Source organism: Actinokineospora baliensis, assembly GCF_016907695.1.
GTDB lineage: Bacteria > Actinomycetota > Actinomycetes > Mycobacteriales > Pseudonocardiaceae > Actinokineospora > Actinokineospora baliensis.
Genome location: NZ_JAFBCK010000001.1, coordinates 2,608,114 through 2,631,205 on the forward strand (window position 1 = coordinate 2,608,114; position 23,092 = coordinate 2,631,205).

Here is a 23,092-nt window from a genome sequence, read left to right on the forward strand (position 1 = left end):
GTACGGAGTCGCGGGCGAGCGAGCGGTGGGTTCGGCGTGTTTCTCGGTGTGGATGCCAGCGAAGGCGCCTAACACGCGGCCGGTGTGGACTGGCGGGCAAGCGTCTGCAGGACGAGCCGTTGCCCGACACCGAACTGGAGCTGCGAGCCCTGGTCGACGAGCTCGCCTAGCCCAGGCCACTGCTGGTTGTGGTCGACAAACAGGCAGCGACACGGTGCGCGGCTGCCCGGGCATCAGGTGGCCTGGTTGCCTGGGCCGGGCGACCCGCATCTTGCTTGAGGTCGATGTCGCCTCGAGCTTCGCCCGCTCCGGCACCTGGCCCGAGCGGGGGTTGTGTCGCGCGCGAGGCGGGGCGTTGAAAGAGTGTTCTCGCAGGTCAGCGGGAAGTCATCGGTGGGCCGATGAGTTCGGGCCGCTTCCGCCGTTACACGGGTACAGGATGGCCACCGAGGCCGTCCGAGATCCTGGAGACACATCATGGACTGGAAGTTGCAGGTCGTCGTCGTGCCCGTGGCCGATGTGGATCGGGCGAAGGAGTTCTACGCGGGCAAGCTCGGGTTCGCCGTGGACACCGATTTCAGCCCGAACGAGCACTTCCGGGTCGTGCAGGTCACCCCGCCGGGCTCGGCCTGTTCGATCACCTTCGGCAAGGGGGTGGGTGGGGGTGAGCCGGGGTCGGTGAAGGGCTGTCACTTGGTGGTCACCGATATCCTGGCGGCGGAGAAGCAGCTGGACGCGGCGGGGGTCGAGCACTCGGGTACGCAGCACTTCGTCGACGGCGTGATGACTCCCGGGGTCGATCCCGAGGGCCGCGACTTCGGTTCGTTCCTCTTCTTCTCCGACCCGGACGGCAACTCCTGGGCTGTGCAGCAGGTCGCCGCGCGATGACCGACTTCGAACCCTATCGGCGGGAGCTGCACGTCCACTGCTACCGGATGCTCGCTTCCTACGAGCAGGCCGAGGACGCCGTGCAGGAGACGTTCCTGCGCGCGTGGCGCCACCGCGACGGGTTCGATGGCGGGAATGCCAGGGCGTGGTTGTACAAGATCGCGACGAACGTGTGTGTGGATCAGGCACGGTCGGCCAGGGCGCGCACCGAGGTGGCGTGGCTGACCCCGTACCCGGATCGGGAGTTGGACGAGGCGCAGGGGCCGCATGGTGCGGCGGTCGCCAGGGAGACCATCGAGTTGGCCTTCCTGGCGGCCCTGCAGGTCCTGCCCGCCAGGCAGCGGGCGGCCCTGTTGGCGCGCGAGGTGTTGGGCATGCCCGCGGCGGAGACGGCCGAGTTGTTGGACGTGAGTGTGGCTGCGGCGAACAGTGCGCTGCAACGCGCCCGGGCCACCATGCGCGAGCACCTGCCGTCCCGCCGCGACGACTGGGTGGCGCGCGAACCCAGTGCGGCCGAACGGGACTTGCTGGCCAGGTTCATCGACGCGCACGAGCGGTGTGACGTGGCCGCCGCCCTCGCGGTGGCCGCCGAGGACATCCGCGTCACGATGCCGCCCAACCCCCTGCGCTTCGACGGCCGCGACGCGATCACGACATTGCTCGTGCGCGCCTTCGGCCCCGATCGCGACGGCGATTGGCGCCTGCTGCCCACGACCGCCAACCGCATGCCCGCGGCGGCGAGCTACCTGCGCAGGCCGGGGGACGCGCGGTTCCGCGCGTTCAAGCTGGACGTGCTGCGCGTCGAGGGGGCGGAGGTCGCCGAGATCACCACGTTCGGCTACGCGCTGTTCGACCACTTCGGACTGCCGATGGTGCTCGACCGGTGAACCCGTGGCTGAGCAGCTCGCCGGTGGGCACGGGAACCCGCAGGTAGGCCGTCTGCGCGAACGACTTGACCCGCACCGGAACGGGCACGTAGAGGCCCGGGTCATCTCCGGCGTACCCCGACAACACCGCGTCCACGTACGCCCGCTCCGACACCACCGCCGCCACCCTGGTCCCCGGACCCGACCGGTCCAGCAACTCCCGGACCGGTCGGGCGTCGAGCAGCCGGTGCGCCTGGACCCGGGCCTCACCGTTGCCAGCCCCCAGCGACCGCCCACCCGTCAGCGGTCCGATGTGGACTGTCGCGCGCATGCGCACCCCGTCCGGCAGCACCTCTTGCAGGGTGGGCAACACGGGGTTCAGCAACAGCGGCAACAACCCGGACCGGAGCCCCAACACCCACCCGTCCCCGGTGCTGGCGCTCAACGGCGCCCGGTCCCACTCCCCGCCCAACCCGCACTCGGCGAACACCTCCCGCAGCACCACCGGCACCAACCGCACGAGATCGGCCTGCTCCCGCCCCCGCCACCCCCCGAACCCCTTGACGTCCACCACCAACACCGCCCGATACGGCGGCAACTCCAGCACTCGCCCCACACCGACCTCCTTCCGTCCCCCCAACCCTCTCCCCAGTCCCACCGCCGAACCGTCCGCCACCGGACAGATTCGCACCCCGGAAACCCGCTGCTTCACCGCTGACCCGCGTGGGAGGCCAGCAGGTCCCGATCGGCCACCACCAGCCGCGGGCCGCCGCGGAGGGCGCCGAAGCGGCGGAGTTGGGAGATGTGCTCAGCGACGGTGCTGCGGGCCAGTCCCAGCGATTGGGCCAGGGCTTCCTGCGACAGCGGCACCCGTCGGTCGTCCGGTTCCGCCAGGTCGATGACCGCCAGCAGCAAGCGGGCCAGCCGGGCGAGGCTTCCCAGGCGGGTCAAGGACATCTGCTCCACCGCCTCAACCAGCTTCAGCCGCAGGTACTCACCCAGAGCCGCCCCTGCAACGGATTCCAACGCGCGTGCACTCAAGCAACAAGCCGTGCACCGATCCAGGGCCACCACCGACGCCGTCCGGCCCACCCCGGCCGTGGCCAGCTCGCCCACCAGGTCGCCCGCACCCCGCAGTGACACGAGCAACCCGTCCGCCAGCACCACCCGAACCCGCCCGCGCACCAGCGCCAGCGCGTACCCGCCGGGATCCCCCTGCCGCAGCAACACCTCGCCGCGCGCGTACTCCCGAGCTGCCCCGGCGGCCACCACCGCCGCCCAGAGCCGGGCGCCGACCAGGGTTCGGAAGGTCTGCACACCCTCCAACTACCGCCACGGCCACCCCCGTCGCCCGTGGCCGCACCGGATTTCGCCCGATCGGGCCGGGGGGCGCCGAGTCGTCAACGGACAGAACCTGGTCAACCTGCTCGGGACCGCGCTGGTCCGCACGGCGGCGGATTACCTTCGGGTGACGCCGAGTAGAGAGGAGATCCGCCGTGGAGACCGAACTAGCCTGGTGAGGCGCGCGGGGATCGGCGATGATCACGGGGTGGAGGGTGCGATGCGACTTCCCGGTGACCTGGTCGCCGAGTCCCTGATGGCCTACCTCTCCGAGGAGGACCGCGCGCACGTGGTCGGTCTGGGGACGCCTCGGGTGTTCGGGCCGGGGGAGACGCTGCTGCGGCAGGGGGACCCGACCGACCACGTGCTGGTGCTGACCAGCGGCTGGACCAGGGTGCTGACCAGGCGCGCGGACGGGCAGACCGTGCTGGTCGCCTTCCGCGGCCCCGGTGACGTGCTGGGGGACCTGGCCGCGCTGCACGGGTGGGTGCGCTCGGCGGACGTGCAGAGCCTCGACGAGGTGCACGCCGTGCACCTGCGCGCCCAGGAGTTCGGCGACCTGCTCGCACAGCGCACTTCTGTCGCGCTGGCGATGGTGATGCAGTTGGCGGCCCGGCTGCGCGAGGCGGAGAGCGCCCGCGCCGACTTCGCCACGATGCACGTCACCGAGCGGGTCGCGGCGTACCTGCTCTGGCTGTCGCGGACCTACGGCGTGCCGACCGACACCGGCCTCGCGCTGCGCGTCCCGTTCACCCAGCAGGACGTCGCGAACCGGGTCGGCGCGTCGCTGCGCGCCGTGGCCAGGGCGTTCTCGGTGCTGCGCGACCGGGGGATCGTCATCAACACCCGCAGGCAGACCGTCATCGCGCGCCCGGATGTGCTGCGCGCCTTCGTCCGCGAGGTCCCCGAGCTCTGAGATGTGCCAAATGGCGTGCTCGGCGCGTGCCACAGGTCATCGCGGGGCCCGTTGTCCCGGGGGCATCCTTGTTCTGCGAGCGAGATCCGGGGAGGGATCACCGATGAGGATGCTGATGACGGTGGGATCGGTAGCGCGGATTGGCTTCTGGACATTCCTGGCCGGTCTCGGTTCCGGCATGTTGCTGGTCAGCGGTTTCTGACCGCCAAGCGAAGACGAATTGTTCCCGGGCTGAACGCTGCCCTGAACATGGAGGAGGTGCATGGCCGTGGAAAGCCACTGGATCCTGTTCTTGGTGTGAGCGCCGATCACCGGTCGGCGGGGGGATGAGGGGGCGGGCGCCCGGTTCGCACAGGGGGGAATGCGAACCGGGCGCCTTTCATCAGATGTGTCCGGTGTTTGTCCAGCCGCCCGTGATGTGTCACTGGTGACGAACCGGGTGGCCTGCGATGCTGCGTGGAGGATGGCGTGCGAAAGGCTGGTGGCCGGGTGGGAGTCGAGATCGCCGACGTCGTCGCCGAGCTCAAGGAGGTCCGGCGCGGGCGCGGGGTGCGCTCCGACGACCTGCACAGCCGGGTCGGCCCGGCACTGCGGATGGCCTGCGGGATCACCGAGATCGACGACCCCGCGCTGGTGCGGCGCAAGCTGGTGCTGCGGTTGACCCACCTGGGCGCTCGGCTCCCGTCCGACCTGCACCTGGCCGCGGTCGCCGCGCTCGGCCTGCACAAGGAGGCCGACGGCGGGTTCCTCGACCAGCGCATCGACTGGTTGGCAGGCCGGTTCGACCGCGACCCGCGCACCGCGCGCAGGCGGGTCGACAGCGCCTTCCAACTGCTCGCCGAACTGCTCTACGACGCCGGGATGCGCGACCGCAAGTCCGGCTCGTACTCGCCGGATGGCTGGTATGTGGAGTCGTTGCGCGCCGCCCTGCGGCTCGACCTCGAGGTCCCGACGCTCACCGAGCAGCGCCAGATCGTGGCCGCTGTCGACGAGCTCGACGAGTTGGTGCTCTCGCTGAGCGCGCCGCGCGACCAGGCCATGCCCGAGGGGGCCGACATCCGCGCGGAGATCGCCTACGGCGGCGAGATCGTGCAGGAGCAGCGGGTTTCCTCCAGCCACACGCGGTTCATCGTGCGGTTGCCCAGCCCGTTGAGCCTGGGGCAGCGGCACGACTACAGCATCGAGTTCACCTCGTACCCGCGGTCGTGGATGCGGCCGTACTACGTGTTCACCCCGCTGCGCCGGTGCGAGGAGTTCACCGTGCGGGTGCGGTTCGACCCGGTCAACCCGCCCAAGCGCGTGTGGCGGGTCAACGGGTTGCCCGCCAAGGCGTTCGAGGACTTCGCGCCAGGTGAGGACCTGTTGACCATCGACAGGGTCGGCGACGTCGCGCTGGAGTTCCACGACCTGCAGCAGGGGCTGAGCTACGGCCTCCAGTGGCTCGACTAGCTCTTTGTCCACAGTGGACCAGGTGTCCGCTCTGGGTGAACCCGCTGGTGCCGCTCGGGTTCGCCGCGCGACGATGGGGGTGTGCGGCCAGGGGTGAGCCCCGCGGGCTCATCGCGAGGCTGGGGGTCCCGCGATTCCCGCGACCTCCCCTGGTCACGGTGTCGCACCGCGCTAATTCTCCGGCGCCGGAAATGTGCGTCGATGACAAATTCACACGGCCTTCTTGTGGGTGTTACTGGCCGGTAGCTAGCGTGGCCGCACGGCGGTTCCCGCTGGTTTCCCGGGCTTTGTCCACCAGAGGAAGGAATGCGCGTGAACACTGCGAAATACGCCACGAGGCTGGCGGTGGCCACCACCGCGGCCGGGCTGGTGGCCACCGGTCTGCTGGTGGGCGCCGGATCGGGCGCCGCGACCCCGGTCTCGCTCACGCTGGACTACACCTGCCCGTTCCCGCTGATCGGCAACCAGGCGATCAAGGTCGTCATCAGCACCGACATCCCGGACACCATCGGGGTCGGCCAGCCGACCGGGGCGTTCGACATCACCGCGATCACCACCGTGCCCGACACCGCCACCCAGGGCCTGACCCTCGTCGGTGCCGCGACCGTGGAGGGCACCGCCGTGTCGGCCGCGACCGTCACCGCTCCGGGTGTCACCCTTCCGGTGAACGTGCCGATCGCGGTGGAGAAGACCCCGGTGCCCGCCTCTGGCGCCTTCGACGTCAAGGCGACCGGTCAGACCCCGTCGCTGACCTTCAGCCAGGCGGGCCCGGCGACGATCGCGGTCAACGGGCTCACCCTCACCCTGACCCCCAAGAAGGCCGACGGCAGCGCCACCGGCCTCGGCACCTTCGACTCGCCGTGCACGCTCAACCCGGGGCAGAACAACACCCTGCACACCTTCGAGATCACCGGCGCCCCCACCACGACGACCACGCAGCCCACCACCACCACCACCACGCAGCCCACCACCACGACGACCCAGCCCACGACGACCACGACGCAGCCGACGACGACCACCACCACAACGAGCCCCCCGACCGGTGGCGTGAAGATCGGCTACGACCTCAAGGGCAGCTCGACCCTCAAGGCCCTCAACGGTTCCGTGCCGCTCTCCGGCGCGTTCACCGCCGAGGCCGACCTCGCCGCGGGCACCTACACCGGCGCCCTCACCCTCAACCCCACCAGCGGGAAGTTCACCGTCCTCGGCTTCCTGCCCGCTGCGGCGAACATCGCCTTCGCCCAGGTCGGTCCTGCGGGCGGCACGGTGAAGACCGGCGCGATCACCTTCGCGGGCGCCCTCGACATCACCCTCACCAAGATCGCCATCCTCGGTCTGCCCGTCTACCAGGGCACCACCTGCAAGACCACGACCCCGTCGGCCATCACCCTCGGCTCCAGTGGGCCCTTCGACGTCCTCAAGGGCGGCACCCTCGTCGGCACCTACGACATCGGCAAGGTCAGCGGGTGCGGGCCGCTGAACGGCCTCATCGCCCCGCTCGTGACCAGCAAGGGCAACACGATCAAGGCCGACTTGGCGGTGAAGAAGTAGGAAAAGGCCGGTGGCCCCATATCGGGACCACCGGCCTTCGGCTGTCTTACGCCCACTCGGGCAGGCGTTTGGCGATCTCCTCCGGCCCGGGCATCGCCGCGATCTCCTCGGCCAGGGTGGCGACGACCTTGGTCACGCCGTCGTCGGCGAGCAGTTCGGTCGCGGCCTCGGTCAGCGCTTCCGGCGTCACGTCGGCGCCGAGGAGCTGGCGGGCGGCACCAGCGTTGGTGAAGGTCTCGGCGTTGGTGAACTGGTCGGCGCCCTGGGGGATGAACAGCTGCTTGACCCCAGCGGCCGCAGATCCGAGGGTGGTGCCCGACCCGCCGTGGTGCACGACCAGGTCGACGTGGGGGAGCAACTCGGCCTGGGCGACCCAGGGCAGCACGGTGACGTTCGCGGGCGGCTCACCCAACGCCGCCACCTCGACCGTCGGCCCGGTGGCGACCACGACCCGGTTCCCGGTCGCCGCGAGGCCGTCGATCGCCGCCCGCAGCACCTGCGGGTTGCCGAACGCGGTGCCCAGGGTCAGGTAGATCAGGCGCCCCTCGCCCGAGGTCGCGATCGAGGGCAGCTCACCGGGCTCGGCGAAGGCGACCGGCCGCAGCGGCACCCGGTTCGGGGCGAACTGCTCAGGCTCCTGCAACGACTCGGGGTAGATGTCGAGGTACGGGACGCCGAACCCGACCCGCTCGTCGAACTCCACCCCGAACTCGGCGGCGAGGGTGGGCAGCCGGTTCTTCAACGCGGGCATGGTGTCCAGCGCCACCGGCTTGCTCACCCCGTGCCCAACCGAAGGGATCCCGGCCCGCTTGGCCGCGATCGCCGCCCCGATCGCGGCCGCCTCGTGCACCACCAGGTCGAACCGCCGCCGCTCGAACACCGCGTCCAGGTCCGCGATCGCCGCCCGGGGCAGGATGTCGCCGAACACCCGCATGGCGATCCCGGACATCTCCTCCGGTGTCAGGTCCTTGATCTCCCGCCCGGCGATGACCTCGGTGAACGAGCCGGTCATGTCCCCACCGGCCTTGATCGTCTCAAACCCCAACGCGGCCAACGCCGGGTGGAAGGTCTCCCAGGTGGCGTAAGTGATCTCGTGCCCAGCCGCCTTGGCCGCGATGGCCAGTGGCAGCAGGGGGTAGGTGTGCCCGTGCGCGGGCAGACTGCTGAAGAGGATCTTCACCCTCCCCAAGGTAGGCACATCACCCCCTCGACGGCGCGTGATTTACCCGTATCCGCCCCGTTCCGCCCAATATTCACGACCTATGGCCTACGTCACCGCCGCGAAGCAACGGGAAGCCGCCCACCTAAAGCAACCACTGGACACTCGGAAGCCGCCCACCCAAACGCTCGATGGGGCGGACTTGTTTTGCGTGGGGGAGCGGCAGTCGTAGCGTTGTGCGCTGCAGGGCCATGCTTTTCGGCCCCAGCTTTGCGGTCCTGCCACGGCTGGCGCAGGGGCCCCGCGCAAAACAAGTTCGCCCCATCGAGCACACCGCACCACCACAGACCCAGCGCAATGCCGAAGGCGAGCCGACCGCGCCTTATCGAGCCCACCCGCACCCCACGGACCAGGCCGCAATGCCGCAGGCGAGCCGACCCCTCAGCGCAACACAGGCGGAAGCTCCGAAGGATCCCCCGCCTGCCACTGCAACGGATCCCCGAGCGGCACCAACTCCGTCAGCTGCAACACGCACCACGGCGAGATGTCGAGCTCCCCCGTGCGCACCTCCTCCAAGAACTGCCCCCACGGCAGCCACCGAACCGAATCCACCTCAGCCGGGTTCGGCGCCGGTTCGGCCTCCACCAGGACCCGGTACACCGGGCACATCTCGTGTTCGACGATCCCGTCCGGCATGACCGCTCGGTAGCGGAAGGCGGGCAGGATCAGTTCGACCTTGTGCGGGCCCGGCAACCCCAGTTCGTCCACCAGCCGCCGCGAGACCGCGTCGGCCGGGGATTCGCCGGGGGCCGGGTGGCCGCAGCAGGAGTTGGTCCAGATGCCCGGCCAGGTCTTCTTGGTCAGCGCGCGGCGGGTGATCAGGAACCGGCCGTCGGTGTCGAAGAGGTAGCTGGAGAAGGCGAGGTGCAGCGGGGTGTGCTCGTGGTGCACGGTGGCCTTGTCCGCCGTGCCGATGCTGTTGCCCGCGTCGTCGAGGAGCACGACCTGTTCGGCGATTGTCACCCGGTCACAATGCCGTTACCCACCGCTACAGGCAACCTAGAGTTCAGTCGGCGCGCCGATGCCGAGCAGGTCCAGTCCGAGCACCAGCACGTCCGAGGTGATCCTGGTCAGTGCCAGCCGGGAGCCGCGCACCGGTGCCGGGACGTCGTCGCGCAGGATCGGGCAGCTGTCGTAGAACGTGGTGAACGTCGAGGCCAGGTCGTAGAGGTAGCCGGTGAGCTTGTGCGGGGCGTAGCCCTCGACCGCGGCCGAGATGGCGGCGGGCAGTTGCAGCAGCTTGACCAGCAGGGCCCGCTCGGCGGGCGCGGTGAGCTCGATGTCGCCGAACCGCGCGTCTCCCGCCTTGCGCAGCACCGACTGGCACCGGGCGTTGGCGTACTGCAGGTACACCGACGTGTTGCCCTCCTTGGCCAGCATCCGCGACCAGGTGAACACGTAGTCCTTCTCCCGGTCGTTGGCCAGGTCGGCGTACTTCACCGCGCCGATGCCCACCGCCCGCGCCACGTCCGCCTGCCGCTCGGTGTCCAAAGAGGACCGTTCGGCCACGGTTTTCGCCGCCTGCTCAACGGCTTCCTCGAGCAGTTCGACCAGCTTGACCGAGCCGCCAGCCCTGGTCCTGATGGTCTTGCCGTCCTCGCCGAGGATCGTGCCGAATCCGATGTGGACGGCCGAGTGCTCCGGCCCGAGGTACCCGGCCTGCCGGGACGCGGCGAAGATCATCGCGAAGTGCTGCGCCTGCGGGGTGCCGACCGCGTAGAGCAGGTCGGTCATCCCGCGCTCGGTGATCCAGTACCGCACGGTCGCCATGTCGGTGGCCGCGTAGCCGTACCCGCCGTCGCTCTTGCGCACGATCAGCGGCAGCGGCTCGCCCTCGCGGTTGCTGAACCCGGGCGGGAACACGCACACCGCGCCGTCGCTGATCTCGGTGAGCCCCTTGGCGGTCAGCTCGTCGATCACCGTGTCCAGGTAGGGGTTGTAGAAGCTCTCCCCGTACACGTCCGCGGGCGTGAGCGAGATCCCGAGCAGTTCGTAGACCTTCTGGAAGTGCCGGGTCGACTCCGCGACCAGTTCCCGCCACAGCGTCAGCGTTTCCTCGTCGCCGCCCTGCAGCGCCACCACCCGCGCCCGCGCCCGGTCGGCGAAGGTCGGGTCGGCGTCGAACTTCTGCCGCGCTTCCTGGTAGAACCGGTTGAGGTCGCTGATCTCGCCGTCGGCGGCGTGGCCCTCGTCGAGCAGGTGCTCGATGAGCATCCCGAACGGGGTGCCCCAGTCGCCGAGGTGGTTGTGCGCGACGACCTCGTGGCCGCTGAAGCGCAGCAGCCGCAGCACCGCGTCGCCGATGATCGCCGACCGCAGGTGGCCGATGTGCATCTCCTTGGCCACGTTCGGGCTGGAGTAGTCCAGGGCGAACCGCCGCGGCCGCTCCACCACCGGTACGCCCAGTCGGGTGTCACCCAGTAGTGAGCCGACCCGGGCGGTCAGCCACTCCTCGCGCAGCCGCAGGTTGATGAACCCGGGCCCGGCGATCTCCGGCGGCTCGAGCATGTCCGCGGAGTCGAGGTTGTCCACGATCACCTGGGCCACCTCGCGCGGCGCCTTGCCGAGCTTCTTGGCCAGGCTCATCGCCGCGTTGGCCTGGTAATCGGCACCGTCGCGGGTGGACGGTCGGATGACGGCCTCGTCCGGGGTGATCTCCAGGCCCAGCCCGCGGCGCAGCGCCCCGGCCACCCGTGCCCCCAGTTCCCGACCGACATCCCCGTGCGCCACCCTGGCACCTCCTCATCTCAGGCGACCAGTATCCCAGGGGCGCGCACCTCGGTTTCACCGCAGTGCGCCGGGGCGCGGCTGCGCCGACCGCCCACCGTCATCGCTGCGGATTCCGCAGGTCAGCGGCAGATCGGCAGCTATACACTCGATGTAGACACTGCGTGTAGACACACGGTGTACGGTGGGTGCATGGCGGATGGGGCGACGCGATCGGGCCGGGCCGCCCGACTACGGGCGGCCTCGGGCTTCGGTGTCGTGCGGTGGCGTTTCCGGGGCGTGCGGTTCGCGCTCGTGGTGATCGACATCGGGTTGTGCGTCACCGTGTTGCTCTTCGCCGCGGGCGCCGTCGAGGCCATGGGTCGGGCGGCGGCGCGCGAGGCCGCCAGGACCCCGGTGTTCGGCGGCCAGTCGTCGCTCATGGTCGGCGGCGGTGGGTTCGGGTACGGCGGCATCTCCGTGTCCGGGCGCGAGGTCCAGGGGGTCGGGCCGCTGCCGCCTGGGGTGCGGCGCCTCCCGGCCGACGGCGAGGTCGTGGTGTCACCCGCGCTGGCGGCGCTGCTCGACTCCGATCCCCAACTGCGGGAGCGCCTCCCCGGCGTGCGCGTCGGGCTGATCAGCCCCGCTGGGCTGGTGGGTGCCGACGAGCTGTACTTCTACCGGGGGACCAGCGGGCTCACCGCCGCCAGCGCCGTCTCCGGGTTCGGCACCGGGCGCGCGAGCGCCGCGAGTCCGGGGCAGCTGTTCGGGGTCGGGCTCGGTGTGGTCGCGGTGCTCGCACCCCTGCTCGTCTTCGTGTCCTGCCTCGCTCGACTCGGTGTCGCGGAGCGGGATCGGCGCCTGGCCACGTTGCGACTGCTCGGCGCGAGCACGGGTCAGGTCCGGGTGGTGGCCGCCGCGGAGAGCTTCGTGGGGGCGCTCGCCGGGCTGGCCGTCGGGATCCTGTTCTTCTCCCTGGGTTCGGCGCACGTGGCCGACTTCGGGCTGGGTTCGGTCTCGTGGGGTGTGGTCGTCGCGGTCGGGTTGGTCGTGCTGGCGCTGGCCGTCGGGGCGGTGCTGGTCGGGATCAAGAGCGTCCTCGTGGAGCCGCTGGGTGTGGTCCGCGGCGGGGGTTTGGCCCGCAGGCGGCTCGGCTGGCGGCTCGCGCCGGTCGCCCTGGGGCTGGGGCTGTTGCTCCCCGTGGTGCTCGACGCGGTAGCGGACCTGGCGGTGGTGTCGACGCTGGTGGTCGCCGGTGTGCTGTCGTTGCTGCTGGCGATCCCGGTCCTGTTGCCGCTGCTGGTCGAGCGCGCCGCTGGGGTGGTCCGCGGTGGCCCGCCGTCCTGGCAGTTGGCGATGCGACGGCTCCAACTCGACAGCGGGACACCCAGTCGGGTCGTCGGTGGGCTGGCGGTGGTGTTGGCGGGTGCCATCGGCGCGCACGCCCTGACCAGGTCGGTCGGTCTGCCGGGGGTGACGGGGCCCTGGGTGTTCGACGGAGCGGTCGCCCTGCTGGCCGGGTTCACCCTCTTCGTCGCGGGGGCCAGCCTGCTCGTGCTCGCGGTGCACCAGCTCGGCGAGCGCCGCAGGGCCCTGGCCGCGTTGGCTGCGGCGGGCACGCCGTGGAGCGTTATCGGGCGCTCCCTGCTGTGGCAGAACCTGGTGCCGGTCGTGTTCGGCGTGCTCATCGCGGACGCGGCGGGGTTGTGGTTGTCCGCGGTGGCGCTGCGCGTGCTCGCCACGCCGGTGCGGGTCGACTGGGCGTTCATCGGCCTGCTCAACATTGCCGCCGTGCTAACCGTGTGCGTCGCCACGATTACCGCCATCCCGGTGCTGCGGGTGACCGCCAGGGCCGACGGGCTGCGTGTCGAATGAGCGGCGACCGCGACCGGGCGCCCCCGGAAGTTGCCCCTCGTTCTTGCCCATCGGCCGTTCCATTACCTTGTAGCGGATCCGGAAAATAGCTGGTCAGTCACTGTCAAGTGGGCAGATCCGGAACTTTGCCGGGGCTGAACCAGAACTGGGGAAATATTGGCAACGCGCTGGATAAGCTTCTCTCGACAGTTCCCCAAGGGATAGTCGAGAGGAGTGAAAATGCGTGGTGTTCTCGCAGCCGCGAGCGACAGGTTGCTCGCGCTGATCGTGCCCAAGGTTGAGGCGCAGGCCATGGCCTGCCACGAAGAGCACTCGTACTGCAAGGGCGACTGCCCGTTCTGGTGGTGGCGTCGCGCGCACTACATGGTGTGCGACGACGGCAGCTCCCACTGGGAGTACGAGTGCTGCGGCTGCGGCTGCTGATCTCCTGAATTGAGTGGTACCGGTACCGCGCCCTACTCAACAGGGCGCGGTACTCGGCCACTCGATCATAGATGACTACGACACTCGAGGTGAAGACATGGAACTGTCGGTCAGCGTTCGCGCGATGGGGAAGCGGTACGGGCGCAAACACGTCATCGACGGTCTTGACCTCGACGTACGGCCCGGGGTGACCGGGCTGCTCGGCCCGAACGGGGCGGGCAAGACGACGCTGCTGCGCTGCCTGGCCACCGTGCTCGCGCCCGATGCCGGGAGCCTGCGCGCGCTCGGTCTCGATCCGACCGATTCCACGCAACGGGTCGCGTTGCGCAGGCGATTGGGCTACCTGCCCCAGGACCCGGCTTTGTACGGGCACTTCACTGTCGCCCAGATGGTGGATTACATCGCGATTCTCAAGGAAATCACGAACCGGCGCGAGCGGCGGGATGAGATCACCAGGGTGCTGGCCGAGGTGGACCTGTCCGGGCAATCCGCCGTCAAGGTGAAAAAGCTGTCCGGCGGAATGCGGCAGCGGCTCGGTATCGCTGCGGCCCTGGTCGCCGACCCGGATTTCATCATCCTCGACGAGCCGACCGTGGGATTGGACCCGGAGCAGCGCATGCGGTTCCGGATGCTGCTCTCGCGGCTCGGCGAGAGCAAGGTGGTGCTGTTGTCCACGCACCAGACCGAGGACGTGGCGGCTCTCTGCGAGCGGGTTGTCGTGTTTCGGGCCGGGCGGGTCGCTTTCGACGGTACCCCGGCCGAATTGGCGCGGCACGCGGGCGGGCAGGTGTGGTCGACCGAGTCGCGGCCCGAGCACGGCGACGTGTTCTGGCGGACCACGGAAGGGCGCTACCGGGTCGTCGGCGCGCGGCCGCCGGGTGCCGAGGCCGTGGCGCCGACCGTCGAGGACGGCTACCTGCGCCTGCTCAACGAGACCGCCGAGAAGGTGGCGTCGTGAGCCGCGCGTTCGGGGCCCTGGTGCTGTTCGAGTCCCGGTTGCTGCTGCGCAGCCCGGTCCTGGTGCCGCTGGCGGTGGTCATGCTGGCCGCGCGGACGTTCACCACCTGGCAGCAGATGCCCAACTGGTCGATAGACACCGTCGACACCGCGACCGCGGCCGTCATCGTCGGCGCGGGCGCGTTGCTGTCGGCGAACCTCGCCGCGCTGCGCGACGCCAAGGGCGGGTTCGCCGAACTTCTCACCCCGGTCCCCAGCCAACCGGTCGTGCGCACGATGGCTGTTCTGGCCGCCGCCACGGTCGTTTCCGCGCTGCTGTCGACCGCCGTGATCGCCGTGCACGTGGCGAGCCTGCGCATCGGCAGCGTGCCGGTCGGCCGCTTCGACCTGGCCGAACTCGCGGCGGGCGTGGTCGTGGTCGTGCTGATGGCCGCGCTGGGGGTCGCCCTGGCGCGGTGGGTGCCGGTCCTGGTGGCGGCGCCGGTCGCGCTGCTGGTCCTGGTGTGGTCGATGTTCCAGTTCCCCGGGGTGTGGTTGCTGCCCGTGGTGCCGGACCTGAAGGTCTCGGTCGACCCGGTGCGGCCCCCGTTGTGGCACCTGCTCTACGCGGCCGGGCTGGTCGTCATCGCCCTGGCGGTCGCGTTGCTGCGGCACGGGCCGCGTCCCGCGCGCCTGGGTGTCGCGGTGCTGGGTGTGGTCGCCGCGGTGCTGGGTGGCGTGCTGACCCTTGGATCACCGCAGGCAGGCGCGCCGACGGCGAGCGCGGGCCGCGGGTGGGCGGACCGGGAGGTCACCAGCGGTGCCGAGCACTGCACGGACCTCAGCGGTGTCCGGTACTGCTCGTTCCCGACCTTCGCCGCCTGGATCCCGTTGTGGCAGGAGGCGATCGACCCGGTCGTCAGTGCGGTACCGCCAGGAGCGCGCGACGACCTGCCGCGGGTGGTGCAGCGCACCCTCAGCGGCCGGATCGACGCGGCGTCCGCGCGGTCGACGATCATGCCCGACACGTCGTGGGGGCGAAACGGCGGGGAGGTCGACTCGCGGCGGGCCCTCGCCGCGCAGATGGCCGGTGCGCTCACCGGGTTCCCGCCGGTCACCGAAATCCAGACCATGCGGGGCTGCGACGGCCGGGACCGGTCGCGGACCGTGGTCGCGCTCTGGTTGATCAACCAGGTGGAGCCCGCGGCGGCGCCGGAGCGCGGGTCGAGCCAGGGGGACGGTGGCGAGTACTCGGCGGGCCGCGCCAAGTCCGACCTCGGCGCGGTCGACTACAGCGACACCGAGCTCGGCTACGCGACCCGGCTGCGCGCCACCCCGGACGCCAAGACGCGGATCTGGTCCAACTGGGACGAACTCGTCGACCCCGACACCACCCTCGCCCGGGCGCTGCCCCTGCTCGGTCTCACCGCGGATCTCCCGCTCCAGCGGTCGGAGGGCGAGCCGTGCCGCTGACCCGGGTTTCCCTGAGCCTGTTCCGGCCGGTCGTGCGCGCTGTCGACTGGGTGCCCTTCGCGGGTGTCGCCGTCGCCGCGGTCGGTCTCGCGGTCGCCACCGGCGGCGATGTGCGGCCGTTCAACCTCGCGGCCACCGTCCGGCTGACGGCGTTGCTGCTCGGCGCGACCGCAGGCTTCGCCCTCCTGGACCCCGCCGCCGCGGCGACCGCGGCGACCCCGGTGCCGCGCTGGATACGGCAGTGGACCCGAACCCTGGTGGCGTTCGGCGCTTCCCTTGCGGTGTGGGCAGTGGCGTTCACCGTGCTCGCTGTCCGCTCCGCGAAGGGCGCCCAACTCGGGACCGGCGGCTACCTGCTGGAGGCCTGCGTGTGCGTGGCCGCGGGGTTGGCCGTCACCGCCGTTCTCGCCAGGAGCCGCGGCGCGGACCGCTCGATCGCGATGACCGGTGCGGCGGTCTTGTTCGCGCTGGCCGCGGCGACCTTGTTCTACCCGGGCCGGGTCTGGCCGTTGCCCGGGGAGCCGGACTGGGCACCGGTCCACCTCGCGTGGCTGGTGGTCCTGCCGCTACCGGTGCTGGTGCTGGCTCACGCGAACCGGGACACACGCCGGTGAGAGGGGGAGATGGTGGAGTACGTGCACTTCGCCGCGAGGATCGGCTTGGGACTGGTGTTCTTGGTCTCCGCGGTGAGCAAGCTGCGCGGGCGGCAGCAGTTCGCTGAGTTCGTGCGGGCGACCGGGCAGTTGGCGCCGGTGCTGCCCGCCCGGGGAGCCGCGGTCGTCGTGGTGGCCATTGAGGTCGCGGTGCTGGTGTTGCTCTGTTCGCCCTGGGCCGCAACGGGTTTTGTCGTCGCGGGGTTGTTGCTGCTCGCTTTCACCACCGCACTGGTCCTCGCGGTGGTCCGCGGCAGGAAGGTGCGCTGCCAGTGCTTCGGGGACTCGACCTCCGATGTCGGCTGGTTGCAGGTGAGCCGCAACGTGGTGCTGCTGGCGCTCGCCGCCGCGGGCGCGGTCGGCGGCACGTCGGTGGCGGGACTCGCGGACACCGGGTGGCTGTTGGTCGCCCTGGCCGCGGGCGCGCTGGTCGGTGCCGCGGTCGTGTTGTCCGAGGAAGTCGTCGGTTTGTTCACACCCGTTCGATGAGAAGGAGTACCGAATGTCGGTCACAATCGCGATCACCGTTCTGGTCGGCGTCCTTGGCGTCCTCAACCTCTTCCTGACCGTCGGGGTGATCAGACGGTTGCGGCAGCAGTCCGAGGTGGCGGTGGCCAACCGCCCGGCGCCGCCGGAGGTCATGGTGCCCAACGGCACCGCCGTCGGCGAGTTCACCGCGTCCACTGTGGACGAAGAGGTGGTTGGCACCGAGATGTTCCGCGAGGGCCCCACCTTCGTCGGCGTCTTCGCCCACGGGTGCTCGTCCTGCGACGAGCGGCTGCCCGGGTTCCTGGAAGCCGCGCAGCGGTTCCCCGGTGGTCGTGACCGGGTGTTCGCGCTGGTCATCGGCGCGAGCGAGGACGTCGTGGAGAAGCGGGCCGCGCTCTCGCCGCTGGCCAGGGTCGTGCTGGAGGAGACCCCGGGTGGCCCGGTCGCCTCGGCCTTCAAGACCAAGGGCTACCCGGCGTTCGCCGTCGTCGACACCGAGGGCGTCGTCCAGGCGTCGGGGACCCTGATCGAGCACGCGCTGCGCGCCCCGGTCCGGGCCTGATCCCGGTGGGTGGGGTTCGCGAGGCACTCGGCCTGACCTGGCGGGCGGGCCGGGCCACCACCCTCGCCTTCATCGTGCTCACGGTGATCACCTCCGGCGTGCCGGTCGCGGTCGCGTGGCTGACGAAGGTGCTGATCGACCTGCTCGTCGCGGGTGGTGCGGCGGTGGACTCGGTGCTGGTGCCGGGGGTGCTGCTCGCGGTCAGCGGCCTGCTCGCTGGCCTGCTCCCGCAGGCGATCCTCTACACCCACAAGGAACTCGAGCGCCGGGTCGGACTGGTCGCGCAGGATCGGCTGTTCGCGGCCACCGAGCGGTTCGTCGGTCTCGCCCGGTTCGAGGACCCGCGGTTCGTCGACCGGCTGCGGCTCGCGCTGCAGCACGGCGGCGCCACGCCGGGGGTCGTGGTCTCGACGGTGCTCTCGTTGGGCAGCACGGCCTTGCGGGCGGTCGGGTTCCTCGCTTCGCTGGTCCTGCTGGCCACGTGGCTGCCCTTCGCCGCTCTCGCCTCGGCCCTGCCCGCCCTGGCCGGGGAGATCTGGCTGGCCAAGCGCCGCGCCGCGCTGCACTGGGAGCTCGGTCCGGTGGAGCGGCGGGAGATGTTCTACCGGGCCCTGCTCACCGATGTCCAAGCGGCGAAGGAGATCCGGCTGTTCGGTACCGGCGCGCACCTGCGGGCGCGGATGCAGCGGCAACGCACCCACACCAACGGCGAGCAGCGGCGGATGGACCGCGGTGAGCTGTGGGTCCAGCTCGCGGCGGGCGCGGTGACGGCGGGCTTCGCTGGCGGTGTGCTGCTGTGGGCCGTCGTCGCGGCCACCGGCGGCCGGATCACCGTCGGCGACGTCTCGCTCGTCGTCGCGGCCATCGCGGGTGTGCAGGCCGCCGCCTCGATGCTGGTGCGCGACCTGGGCAACTCGCACAAGCAGTTGTTGCTGTTCAACCACTACCGCGAGGTCGTCGGCAGCGATAGCGACCTCCCGGTCGCGGCCAGACCGGTCGCGGTGCAACCGCTGCGGCGTGGCATCGAGTTCCGGGACGTGTGGTTCCGGTACTCGCCCAACCACGCGTGGGTGCTGCGCGGGGTGAGCTTCACCGTGGCGCACGGTGCCTCGCTCGGCCTGGTCGGGCGCAACGGCGCGGGCAAGAGCACGTTGGTGAAGCTCCTGTGCCGGATGTACGACCCCGATCGCGGCGCGATCCTGTGGGACGGGGTGGACATCCGCGAGATCGACCCGGCCGAGCTGCGGTCGAGGATCGGCGCGGTGTTCCAGGACTACATGAACTACGACCTGACGGCGGCCGAGAACATCGCCCTGGGTGACCTGGAGCGCGGGGCCGACCGCGACGCGGTGCGCGCCGCCGGGGGCAGGGCGGGTGCCGACGACTTCGTCTCCGCCATGCCCAAGGGGTACGACACCCTGCTTTCCCGGGTGTTCTTCCAGGGCGACACCCACCGCGGCGGCTCGGGGATGACCCTCTCCGGCGGCCAGTGGCAGCGGCTGGCGCTGGCCCGCGCCTACCTGCGCGGCGAGCGCGACCTGCTCATCCTCGACGAGCCGAGTTCGGGGTTGGACGCGGAGGCCGAGTACCGCGTGCACACCGACCTGCGCGAACACCGGGCGGGCCGGACCAGCGTGCTCATCTCGCACCGGCTCGGTGCCGTTCGCGACGCCGACCTGCTGGTGGTGCTGGACGAGGGCCAGGTCGTCGAGTCGGGGACGCACGACGAGCTCATGGCGCGCGACGGCCTGTACGCGGGCATGTTCGGCAGCCAGGCCGAGGGCTACCAGCTCGGCCTGCCGGAGGCGGTGTGATGGCCTGGGATGTGCTGACCTGGGGCCTGGTGGGTGCTGTGGTGGCCGGGCTCGTGGTGGTGCTGTGGTTGCGCAGCCGCGTGGTGTACGTCGACGTCGTGGGGCGGAGCATGCTGCCCACGTTCGGGCCGGGTGACCGGGTGCGCGGCAAGCGGGTGGGCAGTGGTGGCGTCCGGGTCGGCGATGTGGTCGTTGTGGACAGTCCACGCGCGACGATGGCACAGCTGACCGCCCTGATCTCGACGCCGACACCGATCGTCGAGCGCGAGCAGGCCATCCCGGCGCCCGCCGGGCGCGGCCCCAACTGGGTGATCAAGCGCGTCGCGGCGTTGCCGGGTGAGCCAGTCCCGGCCGAGGTGCGCGCGGCGGCCGGACGCGCTGTGGTGCCGCCCGGGCACCTGGTGGTGCTCGGCGACAACCCCGCGCAGAGCATCGATTCGCGGCAGCAGGGGTTCCTCTTGTTGGACAAGGTGCTGGCGGTCGTGCCCGTCAGCGGCGAGTGAGCGGGTGCTGGGGAAGGAGCACATGACGGGTGCGGAAGCGGTAGGTCGAACTGTTTCCAAGAGTGGATCGAGACTGGGGGCGTTTGTGGGGCACAACCCGATCACGTTCGGCAAGGCGTTGCGGGCATCGCGGCTCAGAGCGGGGCTGACCCAGTTCGCGCTGGCCGAACTCGCGGGGGTCAGCCCCCGCACCGTGCGGTACATCGAGAGCGCCGAGGTGGCGCGACCGCGGCGGGAATCCGTCCGCAGGCTGGCCCGCGCGTTGCAGGCGCTGGGCGAGGTCCCGTGGACGACCGAGGGCGAGGTGCGGATCGAGGTCCTCGGTCCGCTGGAGGTCAAGCGGGGCGGCAGGCCGATCCCGTTGGGCACGCTCAAGCAGCGGTGCCTGTTCGCGACCCTCGCGCTGCGCCCCAACGAGGTGGTCGGCCGCGACGAGGTCATCGACGCCCTCTGGGGCGACCAGCCGCCCGCCAGCTGCAACAACCTGCTCAACACCTACGTCTCCGGGGTGCGCGGGTTCGTCGACGGGGGCGGGCGGCGCGGGGTCGGTTCGATCATCTCGCGGGTCGGGCTGGGGTACCGGCTCGCCGTGGACGACGAGCAGACCGACGTCACCGGGTTCCTCGACCTCGTCACCGTGGCGTTGAGCACGCCGGACCTGTTCGCGCGCAAGCAGTCGCTGGAGCGGGCGCTGGACCTGTGGCGCGGGCCGGTCCTCGACGACCTGCCCCGCCGCGTCCGGTTGTCCCCGGCCGCGGTCGCGCTGGCGGGACGCCGTGTGCAGGCCGCGTTGGCCTACGCCGACGCGGCGCTGGCGGTTGGTGCCGCCCAGGACGCGGTGGACCGCCTGCGACCCATGGCCCACCACGAGCCGCTGCACGAGCCGCTGCACGCCAGGTTGATGCTCGCTTACGCCGCGGCGGGCCAACAAGCCGCTGCCCTGCGGGCGTTCTCCGACATCCGGCTCCGCCTCGACGAGGAACTCGGTGTGCAGCCCGGTCGCGAGATCCGGCTCGCCCACACCGAGGTCCTGTCGGGCGAACGGGTGCCCCCGCACCAGCCGGGCGGTCCGGCCCTCGACGGTGGTGGCGCTGTGCTGATCACGGGTCTCGCGGCCGAGCCCTGGCCGTACCGGGTGCGGGACCGGGGTCCGGAGGACGCGGTGAGGCGGCTTCTGCGCGGGCTGGCCGTCTCCGCTGATCGTGTCCGCACCGACGACGTCCACGCGCGCACCCTGTTCCGCTGACCCGATCGCCAAGTCCTCCGCCGCCGCCAGAACGGGCAGCGGCGGATTTGGTGTGCTCGTTGTCACACCGCTTTCCGTTGTGGTCGCACCGTGTGGCGGTGGGGGCCACGCGCCCGTGCGGAAGGCGGCGGCCCCCACGCCAACTGGAGCCGCGCTGTGCGGTCGGGCTCCTCGTGGGTGAGGTCGAGCGGGAGGGCGCGGCGGTGGGGGTTGTGCACGCCCACCGCCGTCGCCACGTGTTCCCCAGACCCGCAGGGGCGGTCGCGCGACGCGGTCACCTCACTCGGTGCAGGGTCCCCGGGATCCCCAGCCCTCGTTGGGTTCTCCGGTTGGTTGAGCGGTGTTCTCCCGTCGCGTGGAACTGTGCCAGTATTTGTTAACCACCGTGAACCTGACAAGACGGCGCGGCGGTGCGGATTTTCCCGTTTCCCAGTTCTGCGCCGTCTCCCCGGCGTTCAGTCGATCGCCAGATCCCGTTCCACCTCGGCCAACTCCGCGGCGCTGCCCTGGACTTTGGGCCCGGTGAACCACTTGCGCGCCGACACTATCCACCACAGGGCCGCCCCGCCGAGCACCACCGCGAACGCGATCGGCGTGTAGTTGAGCGATTCCCAGGTCACCGGGTAGACCTGCGGCAACATGAACAGCACGAAGATGAACCCGACCCAGATCGTCGCGATTATCCCGATAGGACGACCCCACCGGCCCAGGTGCCACGGTCCGCGCTCGAAGTCGTCACCCGCGCGTACCCGCAGGTAGATCGGGATGACGTAAGCCGTGTAGAGGCCGACCACCGCGATCGAGGTGACCGCCGCGTAGGCGGTGTAGCTCCACAGGTACGGCACGGCCAATAGGAACGCTCCCACCGCCGCCAACCACACGGAATTCGTTGGCGTCCTGGTGCGCTTGTTGATCCGGTGCCACACGCGGGAACCGGGGATCGCGCCATCGCGGGCGAAGGCGTAAATCATCCGCGAGTTGCCGGTCACCGCGGCCATGCCGCAGAACAGTTGCGCGCCGATGCAGATCAGCAAAAGCACCTTGCCGGTGGCAAGTCCTACCGCGTCGATGAACACCTGCGCCGGTGGTACCCCGGTCGCGGAGTTCACCGCGCCGTCGTAGTCCTGGATGGCGAAGGTCAGTCCGATCAGCAGCACCCACCCGGCGGCCAGCGAGACCAGGATGGAGTTGACGATCCCGCGCGGACCGGCCACGGCGGCGCCGCGGGTCTCTTCGGTCATGTGCGCCGAGGCGTCGTAGCCGGTGAGGGTGTACTGCGCGAGCAGCAGTCCCAACAGGAACACGTACACCGGTGAGGTCCACCCGGTCTGGTTGACGAACTCGCCGAACACGAACGACGCGTCCTGGTGGCGGTCCGGCACGACCGCGAGCACGACCACGATCGCCAGCACGCCGAGCAGGTGCCACCACACGCTGACCGTGTTGAGCACCGCGACCACCCGCACGCCGAAGGTGTTCAGCAGCCCGTGCACCACCAGGATGATCGCCAGCAGCAGCACGGTGTGACCAGGGGTGGCCGCGAAGCCGAACTGCAGGTCCAGGAACGCGTTGAGGAACAGCGCCGCGCCGAAGTCGATGCCCGCGGTGACCGCGACCTGCCCGACCAGGTTGAACCAGCCGGTGAACCACGCCCACGCGGGCGCGTTGCGCTTGGCCAGCTTCGCCGCCCAGTAGTAGAGGCCGCCCGCGGTGGGGTAGCTGGAGCACACCTCCGCCATGCCCAGGCCGACGAGCACCACGAAGAGCCCGACCAGCGGCCAGCCCCAGATCATCGCGGCTGGGCCGCCGGTCTTCATGCCGAACCCGTAGAGCGTCAGACAGCCGGACAGGATCGAGATGATCGTGAACGACACCGCGAAGTTGTTGAAGCCCGACAGCGAGCGGCGCAGTTCCTGGGCGTAGCCCAGGGCGTGCAGCCTGGCCTGGTCGTCCTGCTCTGCCGGGGGGTGGGTGGGGGACTGGTCGGACATGTGTCCTCCAATGGACTGGTCACGCTCCATTGCTGGACCAACAAGTGTGATCTGCGCTACCCCGCTGGTCAAGGCCCATTGGCGCGGCGGTGGCGGCTGCGCACGGTGACGAATCGACGGGATCTGCGGCTGCGGTGTTGAATCCGCGCGCCCCGATCTGGCGGTTGCGTACGCCCGCCGCCGCTGACAGC

At 70.7% G+C, this 23,092-nt stretch carries 21 protein-coding genes; 15 read left to right on the plus strand and 6 right to left on the minus strand.

The features are described from left to right. Nucleotides 1-477 precede the first annotated feature (477 nt). Together JOD54_RS12480 and JOD54_RS12485 are read left to right on the plus strand one after the other, a co-directional pair. The gene (locus tag JOD54_RS12480; protein WP_204450691.1) at nt 478-888 is read left to right on the plus strand and encodes a VOC family protein; all 411 of its coding nucleotides are present in this window, start codon (nt 478-480) and stop codon (nt 886-888) included. After that, nucleotides 885-1,775 (plus strand): RNA polymerase subunit sigma-70, encoded by an 891-nt coding sequence (locus JOD54_RS12485; protein ID WP_204450692.1) that lies wholly within the window; start codon nt 885-887, stop codon nt 1,773-1,775. Before JOD54_RS12480 ends, JOD54_RS12485 begins: the two co-directional genes overlap by 4 nt. Here the strand turns inward: JOD54_RS12485 and JOD54_RS12490 are convergent. Both JOD54_RS12490 and JOD54_RS12495 read right to left on the minus strand, forming a co-directional pair. Further along, nucleotides 1,714-2,370: a hypothetical protein gene (locus JOD54_RS12490; protein WP_204450693.1), complete on the minus strand. Its 657-nt coding sequence runs from the start codon at nt 2,368-2,370 to the stop codon at nt 1,714-1,716. The two genes, JOD54_RS12485 and JOD54_RS12490, sit on opposite strands and share 62 nt — an antisense overlap. Before the next feature lie 92 nt (nt 2,371-2,462). Further along, entirely contained in the window at nt 2,463-3,071 is a 609-nt protein-coding gene (locus tag JOD54_RS12495) for a Crp/Fnr family transcriptional regulator (RefSeq protein WP_307859972.1), read from the minus strand. 244 nt (nt 3,072-3,315) lie between these two features. On the opposite strand from JOD54_RS12495, the gene JOD54_RS12500 reads away from it, so the two are divergent. The 3 genes from JOD54_RS12500 (at nt 3,316) to JOD54_RS12510 (ending at nt 7,011) form a co-directional block, all read left to right on the plus strand. Beyond that, complete coding sequence (locus tag JOD54_RS12500; protein ID WP_204450695.1) at nt 3,316-4,011, plus strand: Crp/Fnr family transcriptional regulator; 696 nt, start codon at nt 3,316-3,318, stop codon at nt 4,009-4,011. 468 nt (nt 4,012-4,479) lie between these two features. Continuing rightward, entirely contained in the window at nt 4,480-5,460 is a 981-nt protein-coding gene (locus JOD54_RS12505) for a hypothetical protein (protein ID WP_307859973.1), read from the plus strand. Between the two features lie 312 nt (nt 5,461-5,772). Further along, nucleotides 5,773-7,011 (plus strand): DUF6801 domain-containing protein, encoded by a 1,239-nt coding sequence (locus JOD54_RS12510; protein WP_204450696.1) that lies wholly within the window; start codon nt 5,773-5,775, stop codon nt 7,009-7,011. A 46-nt stretch (nt 7,012-7,057) separates the two neighbouring features. Here JOD54_RS12510 and JOD54_RS12515 read toward each other — a convergent pair whose 3' ends face one another. The 3 genes from JOD54_RS12515 to argS all read right to left on the minus strand — a co-directional run bounded on the left by JOD54_RS12515 (nt 7,058) and on the right by argS (nt 10,960). Further along, a complete protein-coding gene (locus tag JOD54_RS12515; protein WP_204450697.1) occupies nt 7,058-8,191 on the minus strand; it encodes a glycosyltransferase in 1,134 nt (377 codons plus the stop codon). A 420-nt stretch (nt 8,192-8,611) separates the two neighbouring features. Continuing rightward, nucleotides 8,612-9,193, minus strand: a complete 582-nt coding sequence (gene idi, locus JOD54_RS12520; protein ID WP_204450698.1) for an isopentenyl-diphosphate Delta-isomerase — start codon at nt 9,191-9,193, stop codon at nt 8,612-8,614. A gap of 36 nt (nt 9,194-9,229) precedes the next feature. Then, on the minus strand, nt 9,230-10,960 hold the full coding sequence (gene argS, locus JOD54_RS12525) for an arginine--tRNA ligase (protein ID WP_204450699.1): 1,731 nt from the start codon (nt 10,958-10,960) through the stop codon (nt 9,230-9,232). Between the two features lie 189 nt (nt 10,961-11,149). Here argS and JOD54_RS12530 point away from each other — a divergent pair, with 189 nt between their 5' ends. The 10 genes from JOD54_RS12530 to JOD54_RS12575 all read left to right on the plus strand — a co-directional run bounded on the left by JOD54_RS12530 (nt 11,150) and on the right by JOD54_RS12575 (nt 20,910). Next, complete coding sequence (locus JOD54_RS12530) at nt 11,150-12,811, plus strand: FtsX-like permease family protein (RefSeq protein ID WP_204450700.1); 1,662 nt, start codon at nt 11,150-11,152, stop codon at nt 12,809-12,811. Nucleotides 12,812-13,030: 219 nt separating this feature from the next. Next, the gene (locus JOD54_RS12535) at nt 13,031-13,234 is read left to right on the plus strand and encodes a hypothetical protein (RefSeq protein ID WP_204450701.1); all 204 of its coding nucleotides are present in this window, start codon (nt 13,031-13,033) and stop codon (nt 13,232-13,234) included. A 97-nt stretch (nt 13,235-13,331) separates the two neighbouring features. After that, nucleotides 13,332-14,192: an ATP-binding cassette domain-containing protein gene (locus JOD54_RS12540; RefSeq protein ID WP_204450702.1), complete on the plus strand. Its 861-nt coding sequence runs from the start codon at nt 13,332-13,334 to the stop codon at nt 14,190-14,192. Further along, on the plus strand, nt 14,189-15,643 hold the full coding sequence (locus JOD54_RS12545) for a hypothetical protein (protein WP_204450703.1): 1,455 nt from the start codon (nt 14,189-14,191) through the stop codon (nt 15,641-15,643). Before JOD54_RS12540 ends, JOD54_RS12545 begins: the two co-directional genes overlap by 4 nt. After that, complete coding sequence (locus JOD54_RS12550; RefSeq protein WP_204450704.1) at nt 15,634-16,257, plus strand: hypothetical protein; 624 nt, start codon at nt 15,634-15,636, stop codon at nt 16,255-16,257. The genes JOD54_RS12545 and JOD54_RS12550 overlap by 10 nt, the downstream gene beginning before the upstream one ends. 9 nt (nt 16,258-16,266) lie before the next feature. Continuing rightward, a complete protein-coding gene (locus JOD54_RS12555) occupies nt 16,267-16,785 on the plus strand; it encodes a MauE/DoxX family redox-associated membrane protein (RefSeq protein WP_204450705.1) in 519 nt (172 codons plus the stop codon). Between the two features lie 13 nt (nt 16,786-16,798). Next, complete coding sequence (locus JOD54_RS12560; RefSeq protein WP_204450706.1) at nt 16,799-17,347, plus strand: TlpA family protein disulfide reductase; 549 nt, start codon at nt 16,799-16,801, stop codon at nt 17,345-17,347. Nucleotides 17,348-17,352: 5 nt separating this feature from the next. Then, the gene (locus tag JOD54_RS12565; RefSeq protein ID WP_204450707.1) at nt 17,353-19,161 is read left to right on the plus strand and encodes an ABC transporter ATP-binding protein; all 1,809 of its coding nucleotides are present in this window, start codon (nt 17,353-17,355) and stop codon (nt 19,159-19,161) included. Next, nucleotides 19,161-19,664 carry a S26 family signal peptidase gene (locus JOD54_RS12570; RefSeq protein WP_204450708.1) on the plus strand — a complete coding sequence of 168 codons (504 nt, stop codon included), beginning with the start codon at nt 19,161-19,163 and terminating at the stop codon, nt 19,662-19,664. The genes JOD54_RS12565 and JOD54_RS12570 overlap by 1 nt, the downstream gene beginning before the upstream one ends. An 85-nt stretch (nt 19,665-19,749) precedes the next feature. After that, the gene (locus JOD54_RS12575; RefSeq protein WP_204450709.1) at nt 19,750-20,910 is read left to right on the plus strand and encodes a BTAD domain-containing putative transcriptional regulator; all 1,161 of its coding nucleotides are present in this window, start codon (nt 19,750-19,752) and stop codon (nt 20,908-20,910) included. A gap of 455 nt (nt 20,911-21,365) precedes the next feature. Here JOD54_RS12575 and JOD54_RS12580 read toward each other — a convergent pair whose 3' ends face one another. Continuing rightward, the gene (locus tag JOD54_RS12580) at nt 21,366-22,901 is read right to left on the minus strand and encodes an amino acid permease (protein ID WP_204450710.1); all 1,536 of its coding nucleotides are present in this window, start codon (nt 22,899-22,901) and stop codon (nt 21,366-21,368) included. Nucleotides 22,902-23,092: the final 191 nt, after the last annotated feature.

Coding starts and splice junctions, on each gene's coding strand:
- JOD54_RS12580 (WP_204450710.1), bottom strand. CDS start 22,901: ATGTCCGACCAGTCCCCCACCCACCCCCCGGCAGAGCAGGACGACCAG.
- JOD54_RS12480 (WP_204450691.1), top strand. CDS start 478: ATGGACTGGAAGTTGCAGGTCGTCGTCGTGCCCGTGGCCGATGTGGAT.
- JOD54_RS12560 (WP_204450706.1), top strand. CDS start 16,799: ATGTCGGTCACAATCGCGATCACCGTTCTGGTCGGCGTCCTTGGCGTC.
- JOD54_RS12485 (WP_204450692.1), top strand. CDS start 885: ATGACCGACTTCGAACCCTATCGGCGGGAGCTGCACGTCCACTGCTAC.
- JOD54_RS12570 (WP_204450708.1), top strand. CDS start 19,161: ATGGCCTGGGATGTGCTGACCTGGGGCCTGGTGGGTGCTGTGGTGGCC.
- JOD54_RS12500 (WP_204450695.1), top strand. CDS start 3,316: ATGCGACTTCCCGGTGACCTGGTCGCCGAGTCCCTGATGGCCTACCTC.
- JOD54_RS12555 (WP_204450705.1), top strand. CDS start 16,267: ATGGTGGAGTACGTGCACTTCGCCGCGAGGATCGGCTTGGGACTGGTG.
- JOD54_RS12530 (WP_204450700.1), top strand. CDS start 11,150: ATGGCGGATGGGGCGACGCGATCGGGCCGGGCCGCCCGACTACGGGCG.
- JOD54_RS12535 (WP_204450701.1), top strand. CDS start 13,031: ATGCGTGGTGTTCTCGCAGCCGCGAGCGACAGGTTGCTCGCGCTGATC.
- JOD54_RS12540 (WP_204450702.1), top strand. CDS start 13,332: ATGGAACTGTCGGTCAGCGTTCGCGCGATGGGGAAGCGGTACGGGCGC.